This is a genomic window from Rhizobium sp. 01T444 (assembly GCF_056398305.1).
On sequence record NZ_JBFTPD010000033.1, the window covers coordinates 43,766 to 65,953 of the forward strand.

Consider the following 22,188-nt stretch of genomic DNA (forward strand, 5'->3'; position numbering starts at 1 on the left):
TCGCTGAAATTGCTTTATGCAATGGGTTCAAATGCCGTTTTAGATACGCTTGGATTAATGAACACCAGAAGAAGCGCGGGAGCAACGGTAGAAGATTCGATGCGAGCGGGTCTTCGAACGACCGATCACACTAGGGGAGCGCGATAGTTCCTGGCCGGATTATTCCAACGTAGGCGCGCAGGTAAGTCTTAGCTATAGCTCACGCGCTTCACTTGATATCGCCACCACCCCTTACAACCGCGCCACCCTTCTCAAATGCTCCGCCGTGGTCGTCGCAAACCCAAAAAACTCCAAATAAGCCGGTATCTGCTCAAACAGCATATCCGTCCCCACCTGATACCGGCATCCTCTCTCCCGTGCGGCCGCCAGAAACGGCGTGATCTCCTCCTTCATCACCACTTCGCCGACGAAGGTACCGGCTGAAAGCCTGTTCACATCCAGCGGCAGCGGGTCATCCTTGCGCATGCCGAGCGGCGTGGCGTTGATGACGATGTCGAATCCATCCGGGTCGTTTGAGCCTGTGGTGACCCTGGTTGCGGGGTAGTAGGTGTTGAGGCGGGTTGTCAGGCCTTCGAGGGCGGCCTTGCTGTCGTCGTAGAGGGCGAGGTGGCCGATGGCGGCGGAGGCGAGGGAGGCGGCGATGGCCGAGCCGACGCCGCCGGCGCCGATGAGGAGGGCTTTGGCGCCGGCGATGGTCTGGCCCTTGCGCTTGAGGCCGCGCACGAAACCTTCGCCGTCGAACATGTCGCCGATCAGTCTGCCGTCGGGGCCGAGCTTGACGGCGTTGCAGGAGCCGGCGACGCGGGCATTGGTGGAGATCTCGTCCAGCAGGCCCATCGTGGTGATCTTGTGCGGCATGGTGATGAGGGCGCCGTGGATGTTTGACAGGCGGAAGACGAGCTTCAGGAAGTCAGGGTAATGCTGCGGTTTGCAGCCCATCGGCACGACGACGGCGTCGATGCCCTGTTCCTCGAAATAGGGGTTGTAGATCAGCGGCGCCTTGAAGCTTTCCGTCGGGTAGCCGAGATGGGCGATCAGCCTTGTGGTGCCGCTAATCATGGGGTTTTGCCTTTTAGGAATATAGTCCTTCCCGTGCTCGCGGATGCCTTGATCGCCTCGATGACCTCAAGTGTCGCTAGCCCTTCACTGCCGCTGACGAGGGGTGTCGCCGTGCCTTCGATGACATCGCAGAAATGCTGGAGCTGCAGGGTGAGCGGATCAGCCGGTGAGACGGGCAGGCGTTCCTCGGTCAGCTTCTCGCGCCAGTCGGGGCGGCCGGTATTGCTCCAGAGGGTGAGATCGGGGATCGTCAGCGCGCCCTTAGTGCCGCCGATCTGGTAGCAGAACTGGTCTTCCTGCGGAAAGCCGGGGTTTTCGCCTGATGTCCGCTCCCAGCTCCAGGGCGAGGGCACGGCGTCGGAGGCGCTGAGGGTGGCGAGCGCGCCGCTTACGAAACGCAGCAGTACGACGGCGGTGTCTTCGACCGCATGGCAGCGGGCAGCATTGGATTCCATCGCATGCACGCTTTCGACTTCGCCGAGCAGGTGGCGGAAGAGATCGACATCATGGATGAGGTTGATGAAGATCGGCCCGGCGCCTGGTTCGCGCCGCCATGTCACCTCGAAATAGTCATCGGGCTTGGCGACCCAGAAGCTGCCATGGACGGAGCGGATGCGGCCGAGCCGGCCGCTTTCCATCAGGCGCTTGGCCTGCCGGATAATGGGGTTGTGGCGGCGGTGGTGGCCGACGAGGATGGGCACGCCTGATGCTTCGGCGCGGCGCACGAGGCCTGCCGCTGCCTCGGCATCATCGGCAACAGGCTTTTCGATGAGGACGGGGATGCCGGCGGCTACCACATCCAGCGCGTTTGCCACATGCAGCTGGTTGGGTGTGGCGACGATGACGCCATCGGGCCGGGTGTTTGCCAGTGCTTCGGCGAGGCTTGCAAACCAGGGCAGGCCATTGGCGCGGGCCTCGTCGCGGGCGGCGGGCGAGGGGTCGATGATGGCGGCAAGGGCGGTGCGCGGCTCGGCCAATGCGCCTTCGATGTGGCGCTTGCCGATCAGCCCGGCGCCCATGACGGCTATTTCGAGGGGGCGTGTGCGCGAAAGATCCGACATTGAAACTCCTTCAGATCCTAGTTGCGCAGGATTTCGCCGAGGAATTTGCGGGTGCGCTCGTGGCGAGGATTGGTGAAGAATTCGGCCGGTGCCGCCTCCTCGACGATCGCGCCGCTTGCCATGAAGATCACCCGGTTGGCGACCTGGCGGGCAAAGCCCATTTCATGGGTCACGCAGATCATCGTCATGCCTTCCTCGGCAAGGCTGATCATCGTATCCAGCACTTCCTTGACCATCTCGGGGTCGAGCGCGGAGGTCGGTTCGTCGAAGAGCATCACCTTTGGGCGCATGCAGAGCGCACGCGCAATCGCCACGCGCTGCTGCTGGCCGCCCGAGAGCTGCACCGGATATTTATCGGCCTGTTCGGAGATCTTGACGCGCGCAAGCAGAGTGCGGGCGCGGTCTTCGGCTTCCGCTTTCGTCACGCCAAGGGCACGCATCGGCGCCAGCATGCAGTTCTGCAGCACGGTCAGATGCGGGAAGAGGTTGAACTGCTGGAAGACCATGCCGACCTCGCGCCTGATCGCGTCGATCGCCTTGGCCTGATTGCCGAGCAATATGCCGCCGACGCGGATCTCGCCCTTCTCGTAGGTCTCCAGATGGTTGATGCAGCGGATCAGCGTCGATTTTCCGCTGCCGGAGGGGCCGCAGAGCACGATGCGCTCGCCCCGGTGCACATCGATATTGATATCGTGCAGGGCCTGAAAGGCGCCGTACCATTTCTCCACATGGCTCATGGTGATCATGGTTTCAGATGATGGGGCGGGAACGTTGGTCATGGTCTCTGGTCCGTTTCGCTAGGGCGCGGCATCAGCGCGCGTGCGCGGCGTTGAAGCGACGCTCAAGGCGCGCGCCAAAAATGGTCAGCGGGCAGCACATCAGGAAATAAAGGATGCCGACGATGCCGAAGACGGTGAGCGGCTGGAAGATCTGGTTGGAGATGATGTTGCCGGCGCGCGTCAGCTCCGTGAAGCCGACGATGGAAGCAAGCGACGTGCCCTTGATGAGCTGCACCAGGAAGCCGATCGTCGCCGGCAGGGAGATGCGCAGCGCCTGCGGCAGGATGATATCCTTCATGCGCGAGACATATTTGAGGCTGAGCGCCTTTGCCGCCTCCGTCTGGCCGCGCGGCACGGCCTCGATCGCGCCGCGCCAGATCTCGCCGAGATAGGCGCTGGCATGGAGCGTGAGGCCGATCGCCACCGCCACCCAGGCATCGAGCTTGAAGCCGATGAGGGCGAGCCCGTAATAGGTGACGAAGAGCTGCATCAGGAGCGGCGTGCCCTGGAAGACAGCGATATAGGCCGATGTCAGCCGCTCCACCCAAACTATGCCGCAGGTGCGCGCCAGCGCTACGCCAAGGCCGGCGATGCAGCCGCAGACGAAACCGACGGCCGAGAGTAACACGGTCCATTTCAGGCCGATCAGAAGGAAGGTGAATTCTTCGCTGCCCATGGCGCCCTCACTTGACCGGATAGGTGAAATAACGGGCCGAGAAGAGCGCGAAGAGGCGCATCATCAGCCAGGAAATGATGAGGTAGAACACCGTGACGGTGAAATAGACCTCGAAGCTGCGGAAACTGTCGGATTCGATGCGCTGGGCGACCGAGGTCAGCTCGTAGGCCGAGATGGCCGAGCAGATGCTGGTCGACAGCGTCAGAAGCACGAACTGGCTGGTCAGCGAGGGGTAGATCGCCCTCAGCGCCGGCTTCAGGATGATCAGTCGGAAGACCTGCACCTTGTGGAGGCCGAGTGCCAGACCGGCCTCCATCTGGCCGCTCGGGATGGATTGCACACCGCCCCTGATGATCTCGATCGCATAGGCGCCGCCATTGATGCCGAGCGCGATGATGGCCGTCGGTGTCGGGTCGAGGCGGATGCCGATCAGCGGCAAAGCGAAGAAGAGAAAGAAGATCTGCACCAGGAAGGGCGTGTTGCGGATGAGCTCGACAAAGCCGATCACCAGCCAGCGCAGCGCCYTGATATGGGAATCCCGCAGCGCCACGCCGCCGATGCCGATGACAATCGCCAGGGCCATGCCGCAAAGCGCCAGAAGAAAGGTGCCGAGACAGCCGAGCAGCAGGCTCGGCAGGCCATCGATGACGGGCGTGAAATCCAGCTGGTAGTTCATACCTTCGCTGCTCCCACCATGCCGGACATCGCTTCGATGGCGAGCTCATAACCGCGGGCGCCGAAGCCGATCATGATGGCGGTGGCGACGCGCGAGACGAGGGATTTGTGATAGATTTCCTCGCGGGCATGGACATTGGAAATATGCAGCTCGATCTTCGGCGCATCGAAGGTTTTCAGCGCATCGAGCAGTGCGATCGAGGTGAACGTATAGCCGGCGGGATTGATGATGATGCCGCAGGCGTCCTTGCGGGCCTGATGCACGCTTTCCACCAGTTCGCCCTCGAAATTGGTCTGGCGGAAGTCGACGGAAAAACCGAGGCTTTCGGCCTTTGCGAGACACATCTGCCTGATATCGGCAAGGGTGGTCGAGCCGTAGATGGCGGGCTCGCGCTCGCCGAGCAGGTTCAGGTTCGGTCCGTTGAGGACGAAGATGGTTCTGGTCATGTCGCGCACCTCAAACGGGGCAGGGCCTTATGCCGTGGTTGGGCATGGCTGTTGCGTTGACGGGCATTGGCATGCCCGCCCTTATTGCTGTCATGAAAGAGAGCAGATCGCTCAGTTTACGGCGAAGGGGATGCCCTCAAGCTTTTCCGGGAATTCCGGAACCGGAACCTTCATCCACTTGTCGTAGATCTTCTTCAGCTCGCCATTAGCCTTGATCTTGTCGATGAACGTATTGATCGAGGCGTTGATTTCCTTTTCGCCCAGACGCGTGCAGGCGCCGTTGTAGAGCTTCTGGAATTCAAGCTTGTTTTCGAACTCGCCGGGGCGGGCCTTTTCGACGCGATCCATATAGAAGATGTTGCCGCCGAGCGCCTGCACCTGGCCGGAAGCCAGCGCCTGCACGCTTGCCGCGTCACCATCGAAACGGCGGATCGTGGCGGTGGACGGCGCATTCTTCGTTACCTGCGTATCCTGCGCGGCACCCTTGGCGACACCGATCGTCAGGTTCGCCATATCCTCATTGGTCTTGATCGAGGTGGACTTGGCGCCGATCAGCACGATGGCATTGGCGACATAGGGCTTGGAAAACTGCACGGCCTTGGCGCGGTCCGGCAGCATGGCCATGGTGGCGAAGAGCACGTCGACGCGGCCGGTGGTCAGCGCCGGAATGCGGTTGTTCACTTCCAGCGGCACGAATTCGACTTCGACGCCGAGTTCTTTGGCATAGAGCGTGGCGATATCGGCATCCAGGCCATCCTGCTTGCCGGCGCTGGTCACGAAGCCCCATGGCGGGTTGTCGCCCTGGATGCCGACGATCAGCTTGCCGCGGGCCTTGATTTCTTCCGGGGTGACGGCGGCGGCCGGGTTTGCAAGCCCGATGGCGGCCACGAGAGCGGCGGCACCCAGCATGGCGCCACGCCGCGTCAGCAACGATTTCAGCATTGGAATTCTCCTCCTTTTTGGCGGCCGTCAAAAACGGCCTCACAGTCATCCTCTCCCGACTGTTCACATCATGTTTGCCAGAGGGGCGCTCATAAATCAACATAGTTTTTGAAAATCATATGAGACTTTTGATTTGATCAATTGAATTGCAATCCTAACGACGTTTGCCATAATGCCATGAGGAGGGTCGCTGGTTTCAGCCATCGCGCCCGATAACGAGGAGGATTTGCGAGCCATGAAGACCTCGATTGCGACGGTGACGCTCTCAGGCGAATTGCCGGAAAAACTCGAAGCGATTGCGCGCGCCGGCTTCGACGGCGTGGAGATTTTCGAAAACGACTTCCTGGCCTTTGACGGCAGCCCCGCCGATGTCGGCCGCATGGCGCGGGATCTCGGCCTTGTTATCACGCTCTTCCAGCCCTTCCGCGATTTCGAGGGCATGCCGGAGGGATTGCGCAGCCGCACCTTCGACCGCGCCGAACGCAAGTTCGACATCATGCAGGAGCTCGGCACGGACATGGTGCTCGTCTGCTCCAATGTCTCGCAGGCAGCCCTTGGCGGCATAGACCGGGCAGCGTCCGATTTCCACGAGCTGGGGGAGCGGGCGGCCAAGCGCGGGCTGAAGGTGGGTTACGAGGCGCTTGCCTGGGGCCGCTATGTCAACGACCACCGCGATGCCTGGGAGATCGTGCGGCGCACCGATCACGAGAATGTCGGGCTGATCCTCGACAGTTTCCACTCGCTGTCGCGCAAGATCGACACCACGTCCATCCGCTCGATCCCGAAGGAAAAGATCTTCATCGTGCAGCTTGCCGATGCGCCGCTGATCGATATGGACCTGCTCTACTGGTCCAGGCATTTCCGCAACATGCCGGGCGAGGGCGATCTGCCGGTGACGGAATTCACCGAGGCCGTGGCCTCCACAGGCTATGACGGCTTCTTCTCGCTGGAGATATTCAACGACCAGTTCCGCGGCGGCTCGACACGGGCGATCGCCGCCGATGGCCACCGCTCGCTGATCTATCTGGCCGACCAGATCCGCCGCAAGGTGGAGACGCCAGTCGGCATCGATATGCCCCCGCGCGCGGCCGTCAAAGGCGTCGGCTTCATCGAATTCGCCACCGATGATGAGGAAGCGGTGGAGCTGGTCGGCATTCTGGAAGCGCTCGGCTTCCGCAAGACCGCGGTGCATCGCTCCAAGAAGGTGACGCTCTTCCAGCAGGGCGATATCCGTATCCTCATCAATGTCGATCCCGAAGGTTTTGCCAATGCCGCCTATGCCGTGCACGGCACATTCGCCTATGCGGTGGCGCTTATCGTCGAGGATGCGGCGGAGGCCTATGCCCGCGCGCTGGCGCTCGATGCCGAACCCTTCACGCAAGCCGTCATTGAAGGCGAGTTGCAGCTGCCGGCGATCCGCGGTGTCGGCGGCGGGCTGATCTATCTCATCGACGAGAAAAGCCCGCTCGGCCGCTTCTCCGAGATCGATTTCGAACCGGCGGAACAGGCGGGCGAGGCCGAAGATGCTGGCTTGCTGCAGGTCGATCACATCGCCCAGACCGTCGCCTATGACGAGATGCTGACCTGGCTGCTCTTCTACACCTCGATCTTCGAGACCCGTAAAACCCCCATGGTCGATATAATCGATCCCGCCGGCGTGGTGCGCAGCCAGGTGATCGAAAACGAGGCGGGGACACTCCGCATCACCATGAACGGTGCGGAAAACCGCCGCACGCTCGCCGGCCATTTCATCGCCGAAAAATTCGGCTCCGGCATCCAGCATCTGGCATTTTCGACCAAGGATATCTTCGCTACCGCCGAGCGCTTACGCGCCAAAGGCTTCAAGCCACTGCCGATCTCGCCGAACTATTACGACGATGTGGAGGCCCGCTTCGGCCTGGAGCCGGAGCTGACCGAACGCCTGAAGGCGGAAAACATCCTCTATGACCGGGATGGTGAGGGCGAGTATTTCCAGCTCTATAGCGGGACTTACGGGGAGGGCTTCTTCTTCGAGGTGGTGGAGCGCCGCGCCTATCGCGGATACGGGGCGCCGAACGCGATCTTCCGGATTGCGGCGCTGAAGAAGCAGATGCGGCCGGAGGGGATTCCGAGGGATGCGGGGTGAGGTGGGAGTCGCTGGACGACGCCATCATCTCTTTCGTCATCCTTGGGCTTGTCCCGAGGATCTGCCGTGGTCTCGACACACAGTTGGTATCGGGTAGGAGCCTGACGCGATTTCGCCATGGCTATCTGCCACCTCCCGATATCATTAGATCCTCGGGACAAGCCCGAGGATGACGTAGAGAGTGAGCCGAAACCCTTCGCACGACCTCGCTGATCCAGCATGGCACAGGCGTGAATCCCAACCTCTGCCGTCAGCTGATCCGCCCGCTTTTCAGCACATGATCCACACCGCTCTGCACATGCCTGCGGATCACGGCTCTTGCCCCTTCGACATCGCGTTTCAGCGCCAGCTCGAACAGCAGCTTGTGATCATCGACCACAGCCTGCCCGCGAAAGCTTTGCGCCAGCATATGATAGCGCAAGAACTGGTCGAAGACCGAGGACAGCGTCGCCATCAGCGTCGCGGAATTGCAGGCGGAAACGATCGCCTGATGGAATTCCCAATCATAGCGCACCCAATCGACAGTGCGAGAGGCGTCCCCCGCCAGAAGCTTCCGCTCGGCCGCCGCCAGCTTGTGGTGGGCGGCGACGATGCGGCCTTCCCATTCCAGGTTTCCGGCGGCAAAGGAAAGACCGATCGCGTGGGTTTCGAGCACGGTCCGCAGATCGGCAAGCTCCTCCAGCTCCTTGACTGATGCCGGGCTTACCTCGAAGCCGCGCTGTCCCTCGGCAAGCACGAGATTTTCCATCGCAAGACGGCTCAGGATCTCGCGCAGCGAGGATACGCTGATCGAATAATGTTCCTTGGCCTGTTCGAGCTTGATCTTGGCGCCGGGGGCGAGTGCCCCGGATATGATATCCTGCCGGATCTGCCGGAAGACGACATCGCTGATCGTCTCGGAGGCTTCGCTCGCCATCTTCGGCATGGGTTTTTCGCTGCGCATCAGGCCGTCATCCCCTGGCCTGCGCGGGCAGGGAGGACAACAGCCCCCTGCCGAGCGCATGTTCGACGCCCGCCTGAATATGGCGCTGAAGGATTTCCTTGGCGGTCTTGCTGTCGCGCTTGAGGGCGGTCTCCAGAAGCTGCCGGTGCTCCTCTTCCGCTACGCTGCCGCGATAGGAAAGCGCCACCATCTGATAACGCAGATATTTGTCGAAGACGGCCGAATGCGTTTCCATCAAAAGCCGCGAGCCGCAGGCTGCAATCAGCGCCTGGTGAAACTCCCAGTCATAGCGCTTCCAGTCCTCGGCTTGGGCTGTATCGCCCGTTGCCATGACCTTTTCCATGCGCGCCAGCTTGTAATGGGCGGAGACCAGCTGCGCCTCCCATTCCACATCCCCCTGTTCGAAGGATTGTTCCAGCGCATGTTCCTCGAGCAGCAGCCGGAGCGCCGCGATCTCCCGGAGATCGGCAACGGAAACGCCGGCAACCTCAAAACCCCGCTGACCTTCGGCCACGACGAGGCCTTCCGAGGTCAGCCTGTTGAGGATCTCGCGCAGCGTGCTGACGCTCGTGCCATAGGCGCCTTTGAGATTTTCGAGTTTCAGCTTCTGCCCCGGCGAAAGCCGCCCGAAGATTATATCCGCGCGAATCTGCCTGTAGCCACTCTCAGCGACGGACTCCTCGATATCTTCCTGCCGCATGCTTGTCTCCGAGATTTTGCGTTTTCTCCTATATAGCTGGAGAAGTCGGGTGCGTTCAATGGAAAACGGATTTTGGGTTAAGGGGCAGGTGAGGCGAAATGCTGCATGGCGGCAATCTGTCTGGGTTCGGCGCCTTTTAGAGCGGCATTCACGTAAGGCAAGGTTTATGAGGTAATGTGTCCCGAAACATTACAAAGGCTTGACTATTATCCCAACCGGGGTTCCATTGTGCGACGCAGCATAGGAGCAACGATGGAACTTTCGTCAAAACTCGTGAAATCCGTTGCCTACGACCCGTCGACTGGGGTCCTCGACATCGAGATTCGCCTCAAGGGCCACCGCAGATATTTCAACGTGCCACTGGTCGTGTATGAAAACCTGGTCACGGCTACGTCCCCCGGCTGGTATTACACGCGCCATATCCGCGATGCCTATCCACGCTCGGCCGAAGGTGCCGAAGGACGCGCGAAACAGGTGCTTCGCATGGTCACCGGCAAGCGCGGTCAATTGTCCTGATCGTGCCTGCAAGACATTGAGATGATGCAGGCCGGCTCGTTCGGTCCGGCCTGCAGGCCCTTGTGATCAGGGGCTTGCGCGCTGCGGCGAATCCGGCGAGCATCCTGTTATGCCGACCCTCAAACAGCTCTCTATCGCCCTTGGCCTCCTGACCAGCGACCATGCCCCCGTTCCCAACGAGGACGGATGGCAGAACTACGTCTGGCGCGTGCACGCCGCGCAGGAATGTCTCTCCGTCGAGAATGGATATTGCAAACTCGTCGAGGACAAATGGGATTGGAAGCGGCCGCAATATTACAGCTTCGCCTTCCGCACCGACCCGAAGACGAACTCCGTCACCTCGCGAATCACGCTCAGGAACGAAGACCCAGATGATGACGACCAGGTCTGCGTCGTCGCAGGCTTCCTCAATGCGGCCGGCGAGGAGGTGGGTATTTTCTTCGTCAACTGGCGCGCGCTTCCCGGACGCTCTTATACGCGCGAGGCGCCGATCTGGCTGACCACCGATGTCCGCGATATCGTCACCGTGGCCGTCGGCACGAAGCAATGCGACGTGAAGGCGATGGCGGATGCAGAGAATTTTTACAGGATCCGGCTCGAGCTGAAGCAGCGCTGACGATGCAGGGCAGGTGTGCCGGATGGGGGGGAAGTGACCTATAATTTCAGATTTTCTCTATTCGCCGCAATTCTTGCGATCGCTTCTGCAGGCCTTGCTTCTGTTGACTGGGCCACCGCGGCGGAGTTGCCGGCCTTCTGGAAGAAATCCATGACGAACGATCCGGCGGCGAATTATTACGTCGCCCAGGCGATGAAGCCGCTCGACAACCCGGATGCCCAGACATTGAGGGTCGTGAAACTCGCAAGTTCGCTCGCCACTCTGTGCAGCGGTGCATCGCTCAACAAGAAGGCGCTCTACGCTTATATGACCGAGACCCGCTTTGCCGAGATCAAGGGCAAGGCCTATAACGAGGCGGCTTTCCTTGCCGACAGCACCTTCCGCTATTTCGACTATCGCGCGCTTGCCCATCTCTGCGCGGGAAGCGCCTATCTCTTCGGCCCGAACGGGCATCTTGCGCCGGGATTGCTCAAGGTCGGAAAGGGCAAGCCGAAGATGAGCTACGATCCCGACAATCCCTTCATTACCCTGCCGCCGCTGGCGCGCAGATCCTGAGAGACGGCCCGAGCTGAAGCAGCGCTGACAGCGGTGGGCGAGGGGTGGCCACAGTTTGGGCAATTCTATTGAAAGTCGCCGCCTGGTTGCGGGGGCGGAAGCGTGTAGCCGGGATTGCCGATCCTGCCGCCTTTTTTGACACCGATCGTTCCTGTCGAACGCGGGTCCGCCGGCTCATGATGGAATGATGCGGCGATCATGAAAATCCCGAGCGCAAGCGCAATGAGCGGCGGCGCAACGAAGATGATCAAGAGGTAATGCTGTGGCTTCATCGCGTATCGTAGCAGGTGAGCTCTTCACCTGAGCAGCGCTTTCTTCGCTCGGTTGCAATCCGCAAGTTTCAGTAGACTTTCCTGCTGCCCACTCTCACTTGCCCGCTGCCGATGCTGCAAACGCAGCAGGAGACGAACCTGGATCTCTCTGCCATCTCCTACCCCGGCTTTCAGTCAAAAGATATAACGACTGTCACATCCTGGTTGCAAACCGGGGGCGGGTGGCATTGCGGCTAAATAATTGTTCGCAACTAACTATTATGGGCAATTTGTCAAGATCAGCGTCATGTATGACTATGTAGCCAGCCTGGCTATCGCCTAAAGCGAGCAATAGTCTTTCACATCGGGAACAATTCTATTCGGATGTCACAATGACCTGGACTTCCTATGAGTGTCATAAGGTGCGGAAGGTGAAGTACAATGAGAGCGACCGCACCCTTGAGATCCAATACGCCGATGGTGGCAGCGCCCAGGCAAGCGGCATCACGATATCCCGGTACGTACAACTGATGTCCACGCGACCCGAAGACCGGGACATCTTTTTCCAGAATATCATCGAGCCCTATATCGTCGCGCGCAGGAAGCCACCTCCGTCTCCAGCCACGATCCTGAAGTTCGTCGCCGCGGCGCTGTTGCTGGCCGCTTTTTTGTGGCTTCTTTTCTAGTTTGTCGACCACATCATAATCACGGCAAAATCCGCACGCTAAACTGTGCCGCGCGAGACCGCGCTGCGGTTTTGCGATCACGACATGCGGGAAACAGAAACCTGGAGCGTGGTCAGCGAATCCCTGGGATCGCGACACGCTTTGGCAGCGAGGCTCGAAATGACGGATATTGTGACGCGGTTGCTCCCTTGCGCGATCGCCGGACTATTGCTCTGGGCTGCGCCCCAGGCGAGTGCCGCTCCGGCTTGTGATCCCGTCCAGGCTCTGGTCGCGCAAACCCCTGTCATCGAGCAGTCTCCCGTCCGGGTCATGAAGGCGAAGGAGCAGCAGAAAATCTCCGGCGCGCTCGATGTGGCGATCTTCGGAGATTCTCTGGCGGAGAACTGGGGTCCGGATCTCAAGCGGGATTTCGGGGCCGCGACCGTCGGAAACTTCGGCATCTTCGGCGACCACATCCAGGAGCTCCTCTGGCGCCTCAAGGAAATGCCGCCGGCAATCCAGCCCAAAAACATCGTCCTCATCATAGGAACCAACAACCTGTGGGATGGCTCCTTTGCCCCCTGCGGTGTTTCGCAGGGTGTCGTGGCGGTCGTCGATGAGCTGAAAAGCCGCTGGAGCGACAGCCCGATCTATGTCGTGCCCATCCTTCCGCGCGGATCGGGCTTCACCTTCCGCGCCAAGGATCGTCTTGAGGTGAATGCAGACATCGAACGGGACCTGGCTGGAAAAACCGGTGTGACGCTTGTCAAGATCGACGAGGATGAACTGACATGCGGCTTCGCCAAGCAGGGATGTTCGAATTTTACAGTTGATAAACTGCATCTTTCGCCGGACGGGTACAGTATCTTGAGGTCTTCGCTTGCGGAGGCTGGGCTGCGCTGAGCAGGGCGGTAGGACTTGTCTCGGGCTTGAGCTGAAACAGTGGTGGTGATGATCGGAATTTGCGTCTTTCGGGCGCAACATTGCTGTATTTCGGCCCCGCGGGAAGCCGGTTGCCCGTCATTTTTATGGGCGAGGTGGCGCTCTATAGTATCGATATATTTGTATGATCTAATATATTGCCGCGCTGCAACAGTATTAGGTATTTATTAACTGATATTTTGACTTCTGGTTGTGCTTGTGGAAGAAATCCCCCGTTCGCAGAATTTTTAGGGGGTTTTTATGGGAACGCTTGTCCTTACTTATAGCAATATCAATAACTCATATCTCGGCCAGTTTATTGACGGCACGACGTTTACTGGCGGAACAACCGATCTAACATTCATGTCGATCGGATCTTTTGACACGTCTCTGGGCGTTGTTCTCGGGTCGCAATCCTCGTCATCCCCATTTTTCTCCGGCTATAGCGCAATGTACAGCGCCTATGCTTACGGCAACGTTTCCAATTCACCGCTAAATGCGAATGTGGCTGCTCAGACGCTATTCGTGTTCGGAGGCAATGGTGATGATCACGTCGAGGCAATAACTTCGGCGTTCGCCTCCATCGGGACGGGTGCAGGCAACGACTACATTTCCGTCGTCGGCTCCTCTGGATCCGTCTCCATAAATGGTGGTGCCGGCGCCGACATAATGATCGGAGGATCCGAGTATGACACCTATATGGTCGATGATGTTGGCGATCAGGTGATCGACCTCGGCGGCAACTTTGGTTCTCACGATAGCGTTAGCACAACACTCCTGACCTATACTCTCGGGGCGAACATTGAGGACCTCGACCTGCTGGTGGGGGACGCATCGGGTTATGGCAACGAACTCGACAACAACCTCACCGGAAGCGATGGTAATAACATCCTCAACGGCTTCGCAGGCAATAACGTGCTTGAGGGCAGAGGAGGCAACGACAGGTTCCTCGTCACAAGCGACCAATCGCGCAACGCAATCTTCGGCGGCACCGGCGACGATACGCTGGTCTACAAGCAGGGTTTGGGCGGCGGAGAGCTTCCCTGGGCAATCGACCACGGCCAGTCAGCCAATTTCGACGGTGAAGACGGCAACGACTCTGCCGCGCTGGACTTCTCGCTCGCCCAGCAGGTTACCGCAACCGTGAATGGCGCTAAGGTCGTCTACGATATCCTTGGTGCCGACGGTTACCACTCGAAGGTCTCGCTGACTTCGGTGGAGCGCGTGACGATCGTCGGTTCGGCCGGCAACGACACGTTCTACGGCACATCGGGCAAGGACTGGATCGACGGCGGTGCCGGTGCGGACACGGTCCATGGTTCGGCTGGCGATGACGGCTATGTCTTCGACAATGCCGGCGACCGGGTCGTCAATGAAGCGGCAGGCGGCGGCACGGATACGATCTGGGCTTCGGTCAGCGTCAATCTCAACGACAATGCCTTCGTCGAAAACCTCCGGCTTTCCGGCGGTGCCATCAATGGCACTGGCAACAGCCTTGCCAACATGATCACTGGCAATGCCTCGGCCAACGTCATCGCCGGCGGCGCCGGCAATGACAGCCTCTATGGCAAGGGCGGCGCCGATACGTTCCATTTCAATGAAATGGGCGCGGCCAACAAGGATTCGATCTGGGACTTCGATGCCGACGACAAGATCTCGCTTGGCTCCGTCTTCACCGGTCTCGACAAGGACAATAACGGCATCGTCGATGACGACGCCTTCCTCGTGCTCGTCAAGAACGGCCCGAAGGTCAGCGGCGATCATGCGGTCCTGACCTACAATGCCGCCACCGGCGTGCTCTCCTACGATCACGACGGAGCCGGCAAGGATGCCGCCCAGGACATCGCCTTCGTCGGTGTCAACAGGGCCTTCTTCGACCATAGCGATATCCTGATCAACAGCTCCCTGCTGGTCTGAGGGGCGCAATTACCGCATTGGAGACGGCCGGTTTTGACCGGCCGTTTCTGTGGGACGGGTAGGCAGTCGACCCGCCATCGCGGCCGGGCGAAATGTTTCACCTCACTCCCTTTGCAATAGCTGTAAGATTTTCCTGCCTGACGCTTTAGGTTGTGGTTGCGACCGCAAAAAATCCCTCGTTCATAGATTTTTGTGAGGTTTTAATGGGAACGATTATTCTTACTCAGACTGACGACGAATATTTCGGTCAATTTATCGACGGCACGACATTTACGGGAGGGTCCGCCGATACTGCGCTGGCGATAGGTTCTTTCGACACCTCGCTGGGACTTACTCTCGAATCGGGGCCTTGGTCGCTCTTTTTTGACGTCGACCGTGTATTGAATCAGGCATTCTTTGCCGGTCAATCCTCGAATGCGCCGCTGAACACCTATGACGTGACTGCTGACTTCCTCAATATTTACGGGAGCAAAGGCAATGATCACGTTGAAATCACGAGTGTAGGGTCCGGCAACATCCTGCTGGGTGCCGGTGACGATTACATCAAGGTGAGCGGTGGCGGAGTAGCCTTCATCAATGGCGGCGCCGGCGCCGATACGATGATTGGTGGGTCCGAGCACGACGTCTATTTCGTCGATGATGTCGGCGATAAGGTCATCGAGCTTGGGGGCAAATCCGGTTCTGGTCCCGATACCGTTAACACGACGCTCTTGACCTACACTCTCGGGGCCGATGTCGAAAACCTCAATCTTCTCGGTGGGGATGCTTCAGGTTACGGCAATGACCTCGACAACTGGATAATCGGCAGTGAGGGCAACAACACGCTCGATGGCGGCGCGGGCACCAACTATCTCGACGGTTGGGGAGGCAACGACAAATTCGTTGTGACAAGCGAGCTGTCGCGCAACTTCATAACCGGCGGCACGGGCGACGATACGCTGGTGTACAAGCAGGGCTTGGGAGTGGGACCGTTGCCCTTTCCATCCGTCCCTGGCCAATCGGCCGACTTTAACGGTCAGGACGGCATCGACAACGCCGCTCTCGACTTCTCTCTCGCCCGGCAGGTGACCGCAAGACTGAACGGCGATGCGATCATCTACGATATTACCGGCGCCGACGGCTATCACTCGACCGTCACTCTGACCTCGGTGGAACGCGTGACCATCGTTGGTTCGGCCGGCAACGACAGGTTCTATGGCACTTCAGGCAATGACTGGATCGACGGCGGCGCCGGCGCGGACAGGATCTACGGTTCGGCAGGCGATGACGGCTATGTCTTCGACAATGCCGGGGACCGGGTCGTCAATGAAGCGGCAGGCGGCGGCACGGATACGATCTGGGCCTCGGTCAGTGTCAGCCTCAAGGACAATGCTTTCGTCGAAAACCTCCGCCTTTCCGGCAGTGCCATCAACGGCATCGGCAACCAGCTGGCAAACACGATCACCGGCAATGCCGGCAGCAATCTCATCGCCGGTGGCGCCGGCAATGACAGCCTTTATGGCAAGGGCGGCGCCGATACGTTCCATTTCAACGAAATGGGTGCTGCCAACAAGGACTCGATCTGGGATTTCGATGCCGACGACAAGATCTCGCTCGGCTCCGTCTTCACCGGCCTCGACAAGGACAATAACGGCGTTGTCGACGATGACGCCTTCCTGGTGCTCGTCAAGAACGGCCCGAAGGTCAGCGGCGATCATGCGGTCCTCACCTACAATGCCGCGACCGGCGTCCTGTCCTATGACCACGATGGCGCCGGCAAGGATGCCGCCCAGGACATCGCTTTCGTCGGTGTCAACAAGGCGTTCTTCGACCATAGCGATATCCTGATCAACAGCTCCCTGCTGGTCTGAGGGGCGCCGGTGATTGCATCTGAAACGGCCGGCTTTCGCCGGCCGTTTTCTGTCATTCAGCCATGCGGCCAACGGCAATTGCCTAACCGCAGCGTGCATCGGCATGACTTTTGCAAGGTTACCGATATGTTAGTTCGTCGGGAACCAAGCGTAATGAAATGGGACACTTCTGCATCGTTCGATCCGGTCATCCTTGTCTTCAAGGACGAGAACAGACGTTTGATTGTCCGGACGGTCGGGGAGGCTGCCAACGCGCTGATGAGAGAATGGCCATCCGACGATGGCGAGGAGTTCCTGTCTGCCGTGAAAGCCTGCCTGGACGTGATGACCGGTAAAGCCGGAGCCGACGAGCTCAGAGCGGCCATCATCCGGGCCGCAGACGAAGCTGGTGTTACAGCGCTTACCGTTCTTCATTGACCCCAAGGAACGCTCCGACGATTGACGAGCAGCGGCGATGAGGGTAGTGGACCCGCCGCCATGCTCAGCACTGACGAGGTGGTGATGGGGAGGCCTGGTCAGCACGAGGGGCCGGGCCTCTGCCTGCCCGCAGATTCTGGCGAAACGCGCTTGAAAATCCGCCATCCGAAATTATCTCGAATCCCGATTTCCAATGATGGAGGGATCGAATGATTGAACGTCACATAAGAGGGCGCGATCAACCGATGACGTCGGAAGACCTCGCCATTTGCCAGCGCGTGCTGGATGCCGTGCAGGCGGAATTTCAGCTTGCCAGGGATGATGAGGAGACGGCGCGCATCGCCGCAATTACCATCGAACTGTTCCGCGAGGGCGTGCACAATTTCGACCAGTTGAAGGTTTTGGTCTCTGCCGCCAGAGGCAAGGTCTGATCGGAACTTTTAGATATTGGGTCAGTTAAGGTGGCATGGACCACGCGGCGGATGCACGTCCGCTTGACCCTTCAATAGCCTCGGCCGCGCTGTCTGACCTTTCCTCAAAAAACTTGCCCGCCTCGGCGGGCCTCATTTTGCGATTTCTCCGTCGCTGCTTTTATTTGTCAGAGGAACGTCGTTTTCAAAAACGGTCCCGATTAAACGCACAAGGGCGTCGAAATCAGAGCAAAGGTATCGTTACAGAGAGGACAGCAACGAGCGATGCGACGAGAACGGATGTCTCGATCATGAATACGACTATCTGCCTCGTAGACATTTCAGGAAAAAGCGATTTCATGATTTTACCTCTATTAAAATATTATTCTATCAACTGTCATCGTATCATCAAATTGCACGAATAGTTTTTTATTTTCGAATTTTCTAAAGTTTTTGCGTCTCGCGGTTCGCCACATCGAATCTCACCCGCTTTACCGGTTCGGATGAGCGGCCGTGCAGGAGGGTCGGGCGCGGCGTGTGGGACTTTAGTCCGATTGAAGACCGCGATCTGCCCGCTAATTTCTGTTCGGCTGATGCCTCCAGAGTCAGCACGAAAAGGGTGTCTCTTTCCTGACCCCGAGCACCCTTTTCAACTCTTTCTCCTGGGAAGTTCGCCAACACCCTTTGGCGGGCTTCGTTTTGGGGTGGCGGGTCAGGCCGCCAGTTCCGAGACAGCTCTCGGACTGCCGATCTTGCGGATGATCGGCGCCCCGATTTTAGCGACCCCGGTGCCGCACGTGTTGCAGAGGTGTCTTGGGATCAGCAGGTTGTCGAGGCGGATGTTCGTCATCGTCAGCCTAGGCGGAGGCCAGAGTTTCGAGCCGCGGATATGGAAGGTATGGGACCTTAGTCCGATGGCAGACCGCACGCATTGCGCTAATTTCTTTACTGCTGGCGCCTTCAGAGTCGGCAAGAAAAGGGTGTCTTTCCCTGACCGGGAGGCACCCTTTTCAATGGACCGCAGAACCATATGCCTTCATCCACCGTCGGCCTCTCGCTAGCCTGTACTGCATTCGATACTACCTGCCGCGCCTCCGTGATCTTCGACGGAGGGATCAATCAAACTTAGCGTCATCCTACTGGATAGAGGCGTCCCACTTATGAGGTTGGGGCTGGTGGTATTTAACCTTACCGGTTGACCTTGATCTGATTTTCTCTCGGCCTTGTTGCATTGCGCGATTTACGTGCAATTTCCAGCCTGATACCGCTCCCTTCGGGTTGAGCTTCCAGGGTCAAGTGGAATGGGCATCGAGCAGCTGTTTGAAGAAACGCAGCAGGTTTACGACATAGACGAGTTGATACAGACCGTTGCTGTGAACAAAGGCGACGTTTCCAATATCGCCAGCTCAAAGGACAAGGTCTTCAAAGAAGCGATTTCGCCTCGGAGCGCAGGCGTCCGGGAAGGCGATGGTTGGTCCATGAGAGATGAGATCCATCTGACACCACGTTCCCGCCTGAAGGTGGGCCTGCAGCCGAGCATTCGCCGGCCCTCTGCCGCACCCGTTGCATTGCGCGTGGCAACGGCTCTCATTGCGAGGCTCTTCGGCAAGAAGGTCCTCGCTAGCAGATGAGGGTAGCGGATGCCGCAACCGATCGCCTGATGTCGGTGGAACGGCTGTTTTTGGCCTTGGCTACTCGCCGCTTGAGCGATGCGCTGGCCGGAGGCATCGAATTAGTCGGCGTCGGACTTTGGTCCGATTGCAGACTGCGGTCTGTCCGCTAATTTCTTTCCTGCTGGCGCCTTCAGAGTCGGCAAGAAAAGGGTGTCTTTCCCTGACCGGGAGGCACCCTTTTCCACGCGGGGTCGCCACATCAGACCTTGGTCCCTGTTTTCCGTAGTAACTGCTGTCATATTTCACTCCCACCTAGGGGGAGAATGAATGAGCCATGTTCTGGTGGATCTTGTACGCCTACTTGTCCTTGCAGGCCTTCATTTTAGCAGGGATATTGCTCTTGTTGCTGAGGGACAAACTGAAGGCATCCAGGACACCCGCTTCAGATACGGCGGGGGTCAGGTCGCCAGCTTCCATGCGGCCCGAGGATCAGCAGCAAGCTTACGAATGATCGGCGCCCCGATCTTTGCGACCCCCGTGCCGCCCGTATTGCAGAGGTGCCGCAGGATCAGCAGGTTATCGAGCCGGATGTTCGTCATCGTCAGCCCGGTCGGAAGCCAGAGTTTCGAGCCGCAGATGAGCGAGCGGTTGCGCCCGCCGATGTAGTTACCCGTCGTCCAGCCGCCGCTGGTGACCGTCACCGTGTTGCCGATCTGGACGGGGCCGCGGATGGAGCTGTCGAGGTAGTCCCAGCCCGCCCAGTCGTTCAGCTCGACCGGGATCTGGATTTCGAGCCAGTCGCCGGCGACGAGGCCGAGCGTTGCCAGGCTGAGATTGGCGGGCAGGCCGTAGGTCACGGTATGGACGGCGAGCGCGTCGTTGACGGGCGTGATCGTGATCACTTGTTTCTCGTTTCCGGCCGCCACCACTTCCTTGCTGCCGACATAGGTCGAGGTGCCGGTTCCGCGAACCAGGCGCATGCCGGTGGCGACATCGCCGGTGACGTTTGTCTTGGTGCCGGTGATCCCCGGCGTGCCCTTGGGCGGGAAGATGTTATAGGCGGCGAGCGGGTCGAGCGAGCGCGTTTCCCCGGCCGAAACCATGCCCTGCAGGATCGGCAGGAGGATGTCTGATCGTTTTGCCATCAGGTCGGGCCTGGGGTGAAGGCCGTCGACGAACATGGCAGGCGAGATGCCGGAGGCGGGGCCATCGAGCGCAAGCGTGTTGCAGAGCATGACGCCTTCGCGGCCCGCCTGCGCGACGATCCACGCATTGATGCCGTCAAGGATGCCGGGCCATGCCGGATCGTCGGTGCCGGGCTGATCGTCGAGCGTGTTGGTCCAGCTCAGTGTCTGCAGGATCACGTAAATGCCGGCATGGACGATGCGCTGCACCTGGGTGTCGAGGTCCGCAACGATCTGCGCAAGCGTCCTGCTGCGGACGATATCGTTGTAGCCGATGTCGATGTAGACGATGTCGGGTTTCTGGCTCAGCGCATAATCGGTGCGGGCCAGCGTGCCGGGGAATTGCGCTTCCAGGCCGGGCACGGGAAAAAGGCAATCGCCTGATTTTCCGCCCATGGCGCCCGAGAAGGCCGCAAAGGAACTCGGCGTGAAGAACGGATGGTTGAGTTCGGCGAATATGTCGAGGTTGAAGCGGCCATCGGCTGCCTTGATCCATGAGAGGACGGTGCGGCCGTTCTCATAGAAGCCGGTATGGCCATTCGTCGCCGTCTGTCCTGCGGTATAGGTCTGCGCGGCACCGAGGCCGATGAAGCTGTGGCCGAGGCCCATGATCTTTGCGCCTGTCGCCAGAGGCAGGGCGGGAAGCGGCACCACGATATCTGCGCCCTTCACGGGAACGACCGGCGCGTTGCCGTAGAGGCTGCGCCCGTCTGATATCCTGACGGCGCCGAGCACGGGCAGGTCGTTATAAACAGTCGCGCCATCGCTGATGATATCGATGCCGAGGACGGGCTTGTTATCGGTAAACAGGGTGGAGCCGCCCACATCGCGGATGCCGATGACAGGGCGGTTGTTGAACATACGCGTGCCGTCGGGAACGATGACGACGCCCTGGACGCGCTGCATATTATAGAGTTTCGCCATTGGCGCCTTGCCTTCGCTCGGAGAGAAAAAAGAGCGGCCGAGGCCGCTACGGCATCGGCCCGAAAATCGGCATCGATTTTCGGAAGCCCGATGCGTCGAATAAAAGAGCTGGAGCGTCCTTTGTGCGTCCGAGTGGGCGCACGGCGCTCCAGAGGTGGCCTGTCGATCAGCGAGTGTCAGTCGCCAGGCTGGGAGGAGTTCTGGATTTCCGGCGCCACCCAGTCCGGGGCGGGGCCGCCAAGGGCTTCCTGCACGCCGTTGCCGATTGGCTCGGGAGGCGTGGCGGGCTTGGCTGGCTTTGCGGCCGGCTTTTTCTCGGCCGGCTCCGCTTCCGCCCTGGCGCCGGATCGGGCAAGCCGCACCCATTTCGGGCGGTGCTTTTCGTCCTTCCAAAGCGCGTCCGGCAGAGCGAAGCGCTCGCCGGGCTCGCGTCTGGCGCCGCCGAAATAGCCGCGCTCGATGGCGATCACATCAACCATGCGAGGGAACCCCAGCGGTGAAGCCGGCGGTGATCTTGCCCGTGGTCGGCGCAGTACCCGTCACCGTGTAGAGCAGGCGCAGGTAAAGCTCATCCGTGCCACGCGGAATGTGGCTCGGCGGGATGATCTTGCCGGCCTTGAGGTCGGCCAGCGTGAGCGTGGTTGATATGACCGCCTTCGGCGAGGGGAAGGCCTCGTTGTCGTCGGTCTGGATGGTGACGGCGAGCGACGTCAGGTTGTTGAAGCTTTCCACCACCTGCATGAGGAAGGGGATCGGTTCGCCCTTGCCGATATCGCGGGTCAGACCCGTCCTGATCGGGCCGAGATTGATGACATTGGTGCTGGGGCCGGTTGCGGTGATAACCTGCGCGTCCGAAAGCAGCGTCTGCCGGTCGAAAATCATGGGATGTGCCTTTCGTTAAAGAGAAGCGCCCGCCGCCCGATGACGGCGGGCTGATGGAGA

Annotated in this window: 24 protein-coding genes; 11 read left to right on the forward strand and 13 right to left on the reverse strand. The window is 59.6% G+C overall.

Annotated elements, in window-relative coordinates:
• Positions 1 to 231: 231 nt before the first annotated feature.
• From AC1DTN_RS31025 to AC1DTN_RS31055, 7 genes are all read right to left on the reverse strand, one after another.
• A complete protein-coding gene (locus AC1DTN_RS31025; RefSeq protein ID WP_439015571.1) occupies positions 232 to 1,059 on the reverse strand; it encodes a shikimate dehydrogenase family protein in 828 nt (275 codons plus the stop codon).
• Positions 1,056 to 2,120: a Gfo/Idh/MocA family protein gene (locus AC1DTN_RS31030; RefSeq protein ID WP_477924031.1), complete on the reverse strand. Its 1,065-nt coding sequence runs from the start codon at positions 2,118 to 2,120 to the stop codon at positions 1,056 to 1,058. The genes AC1DTN_RS31025 and AC1DTN_RS31030 overlap by 4 nt, the downstream gene beginning before the upstream one ends.
• Before the next feature lie 17 nt (positions 2,121 to 2,137).
• Positions 2,138 to 2,866, reverse strand: a complete 729-nt coding sequence (locus AC1DTN_RS31035) for an amino acid ABC transporter ATP-binding protein (RefSeq protein WP_442205891.1) — start codon at positions 2,864 to 2,866, stop codon at positions 2,138 to 2,140.
• A gap of 64 nt (positions 2,867 to 2,930) precedes the next feature.
• Positions 2,931 to 3,575 carry an amino acid ABC transporter permease gene (locus tag AC1DTN_RS31040; protein ID WP_442205440.1) on the reverse strand — a complete coding sequence of 215 codons (645 nt, stop codon included), beginning with the start codon at positions 3,573 to 3,575 and terminating at the stop codon, positions 2,931 to 2,933.
• A gap of 7 nt (positions 3,576 to 3,582) precedes the next feature.
• Positions 3,583 to 4,251 (reverse strand): amino acid ABC transporter permease, encoded by a 669-nt coding sequence (locus AC1DTN_RS31045; protein WP_477924034.1) that lies wholly within the window; start codon positions 4,249 to 4,251, stop codon positions 3,583 to 3,585.
• Complete coding sequence (gene aroQ / locus AC1DTN_RS31050) at positions 4,248 to 4,697, reverse strand: type II 3-dehydroquinate dehydratase (protein WP_477924035.1); 450 nt, start codon at positions 4,695 to 4,697, stop codon at positions 4,248 to 4,250. The genes AC1DTN_RS31045 and aroQ overlap by 4 nt, the downstream gene beginning before the upstream one ends.
• 111 nt (positions 4,698 to 4,808) lie before the next feature.
• On the reverse strand, positions 4,809 to 5,639 hold the full coding sequence (locus AC1DTN_RS31055) for a transporter substrate-binding domain-containing protein (protein WP_113324685.1): 831 nt from the start codon (positions 5,637 to 5,639) through the stop codon (positions 4,809 to 4,811).
• Positions 5,640 to 5,874: 235 nt separating this feature from the next.
• On the opposite strand from AC1DTN_RS31055, the gene AC1DTN_RS31060 reads away from it, so the two are divergent.
• Positions 5,875 to 7,764 (forward strand): bifunctional sugar phosphate isomerase/epimerase/4-hydroxyphenylpyruvate dioxygenase family protein, encoded by a 1,890-nt coding sequence (locus tag AC1DTN_RS31060; protein WP_477924036.1) that lies wholly within the window; start codon positions 5,875 to 5,877, stop codon positions 7,762 to 7,764.
• A 250-nt stretch (positions 7,765 to 8,014) separates the two neighbouring features.
• On the opposite strand, the gene AC1DTN_RS31065 is transcribed toward AC1DTN_RS31060, so the two are convergent.
• Positions 8,015 to 8,707, reverse strand: a complete 693-nt coding sequence (locus AC1DTN_RS31065) for a GntR family transcriptional regulator (RefSeq protein WP_477924038.1) — start codon at positions 8,705 to 8,707, stop codon at positions 8,015 to 8,017.
• A gap of 7 nt (positions 8,708 to 8,714) precedes the next feature.
• Positions 8,715 to 9,407 (reverse strand): GntR family transcriptional regulator, encoded by a 693-nt coding sequence (locus AC1DTN_RS31070; protein WP_113324683.1) that lies wholly within the window; start codon positions 9,405 to 9,407, stop codon positions 8,715 to 8,717.
• Positions 9,408 to 9,659: 252 nt separating this feature from the next.
• Here AC1DTN_RS31070 and AC1DTN_RS31075 point away from each other — a divergent pair, with 252 nt between their 5' ends.
• The 3 genes from AC1DTN_RS31075 (at position 9,660) to AC1DTN_RS31085 (ending at position 11,094) form a co-directional block, all read left to right on the forward strand.
• Complete coding sequence (locus AC1DTN_RS31075) at positions 9,660 to 9,923, forward strand: KTSC domain-containing protein (protein ID WP_113324682.1); 264 nt, start codon at positions 9,660 to 9,662, stop codon at positions 9,921 to 9,923.
• A 109-nt stretch (positions 9,924 to 10,032) separates the two neighbouring features.
• The gene (locus AC1DTN_RS31080; protein ID WP_477924039.1) at positions 10,033 to 10,539 is read left to right on the forward strand and encodes a hypothetical protein; all 507 of its coding nucleotides are present in this window, start codon (positions 10,033 to 10,035) and stop codon (positions 10,537 to 10,539) included.
• A 150-nt stretch (positions 10,540 to 10,689) separates the two neighbouring features.
• Positions 10,690 to 11,094: a hypothetical protein gene (locus AC1DTN_RS31085; RefSeq protein ID WP_477924041.1), complete on the forward strand. Its 405-nt coding sequence runs from the start codon at positions 10,690 to 10,692 to the stop codon at positions 11,092 to 11,094.
• 65 nt (positions 11,095 to 11,159) lie between these two features.
• Here the strand turns inward: AC1DTN_RS31085 and AC1DTN_RS31090 are convergent, their stop codons facing one another.
• Positions 11,160 to 11,366, reverse strand: coding sequence for a hypothetical protein (locus AC1DTN_RS31090; RefSeq protein ID WP_113324679.1), 207 nt, complete (start codon positions 11,364 to 11,366; stop codon positions 11,160 to 11,162).
• A 371-nt stretch (positions 11,367 to 11,737) separates the two neighbouring features.
• Between AC1DTN_RS31090 and AC1DTN_RS31095 the strand changes: the two genes are divergently transcribed.
• The 7 genes from AC1DTN_RS31095 to AC1DTN_RS31125 all read left to right on the forward strand — a co-directional run bounded on the left by AC1DTN_RS31095 (position 11,738) and on the right by AC1DTN_RS31125 (position 19,156).
• Entirely contained in the window at positions 11,738 to 12,031 is a 294-nt protein-coding gene (locus tag AC1DTN_RS31095) for a hypothetical protein (protein WP_477924042.1), read from the forward strand.
• Positions 12,032 to 12,190: 159 nt separating this feature from the next.
• Complete coding sequence (locus tag AC1DTN_RS31100; protein ID WP_477924043.1) at positions 12,191 to 12,913, forward strand: SGNH/GDSL hydrolase family protein; 723 nt, start codon at positions 12,191 to 12,193, stop codon at positions 12,911 to 12,913.
• Positions 12,914 to 13,381: 468 nt separating this feature from the next.
• Positions 13,382 to 14,848, forward strand: coding sequence for a calcium-binding protein (locus AC1DTN_RS31105; protein WP_477924044.1), 1,467 nt, complete (start codon positions 13,382 to 13,384; stop codon positions 14,846 to 14,848).
• Positions 14,849 to 15,051: 203 nt separating this feature from the next.
• Entirely contained in the window at positions 15,052 to 16,698 is a 1,647-nt protein-coding gene (locus AC1DTN_RS31110; RefSeq protein ID WP_477924046.1) for a calcium-binding protein, read from the forward strand.
• Positions 16,699 to 16,851: 153 nt separating this feature from the next.
• On the forward strand, positions 16,852 to 17,115 hold the full coding sequence (locus AC1DTN_RS31115) for a DUF982 domain-containing protein (RefSeq protein ID WP_037107432.1): 264 nt from the start codon (positions 16,852 to 16,854) through the stop codon (positions 17,113 to 17,115).
• A 209-nt stretch (positions 17,116 to 17,324) separates the two neighbouring features.
• Positions 17,325 to 17,546 carry a hypothetical protein gene (locus AC1DTN_RS31120; protein WP_477924049.1) on the forward strand — a complete coding sequence of 74 codons (222 nt, stop codon included), beginning with the start codon at positions 17,325 to 17,327 and terminating at the stop codon, positions 17,544 to 17,546.
• A 1,280-nt stretch (positions 17,547 to 18,826) separates the two neighbouring features.
• The gene (locus AC1DTN_RS31125) at positions 18,827 to 19,156 is read left to right on the forward strand and encodes a hypothetical protein (RefSeq protein ID WP_477924050.1); all 330 of its coding nucleotides are present in this window, start codon (positions 18,827 to 18,829) and stop codon (positions 19,154 to 19,156) included.
• A 440-nt stretch (positions 19,157 to 19,596) separates the two neighbouring features.
• On the opposite strand, the gene AC1DTN_RS31130 is transcribed toward AC1DTN_RS31125, so the two are convergent.
• From AC1DTN_RS31130 to AC1DTN_RS31140, 3 genes are all read right to left on the reverse strand, one after another.
• The gene (locus tag AC1DTN_RS31130) at positions 19,597 to 21,246 is read right to left on the reverse strand and encodes an SGNH/GDSL hydrolase family protein (RefSeq protein WP_477924052.1); all 1,650 of its coding nucleotides are present in this window, start codon (positions 21,244 to 21,246) and stop codon (positions 19,597 to 19,599) included.
• A 176-nt stretch (positions 21,247 to 21,422) separates the two neighbouring features.
• The gene (locus tag AC1DTN_RS31135) at positions 21,423 to 21,725 is read right to left on the reverse strand and encodes a hypothetical protein (RefSeq protein WP_439015554.1); all 303 of its coding nucleotides are present in this window, start codon (positions 21,723 to 21,725) and stop codon (positions 21,423 to 21,425) included.
• Positions 21,718 to 22,128: a Bbp16 family capsid cement protein gene (locus AC1DTN_RS31140; RefSeq protein WP_439015553.1), complete on the reverse strand. Its 411-nt coding sequence runs from the start codon at positions 22,126 to 22,128 to the stop codon at positions 21,718 to 21,720. Before AC1DTN_RS31140 ends, AC1DTN_RS31135 begins: the two co-directional genes overlap by 8 nt.
• Positions 22,129 to 22,188 lie beyond the last annotated feature (60 nt).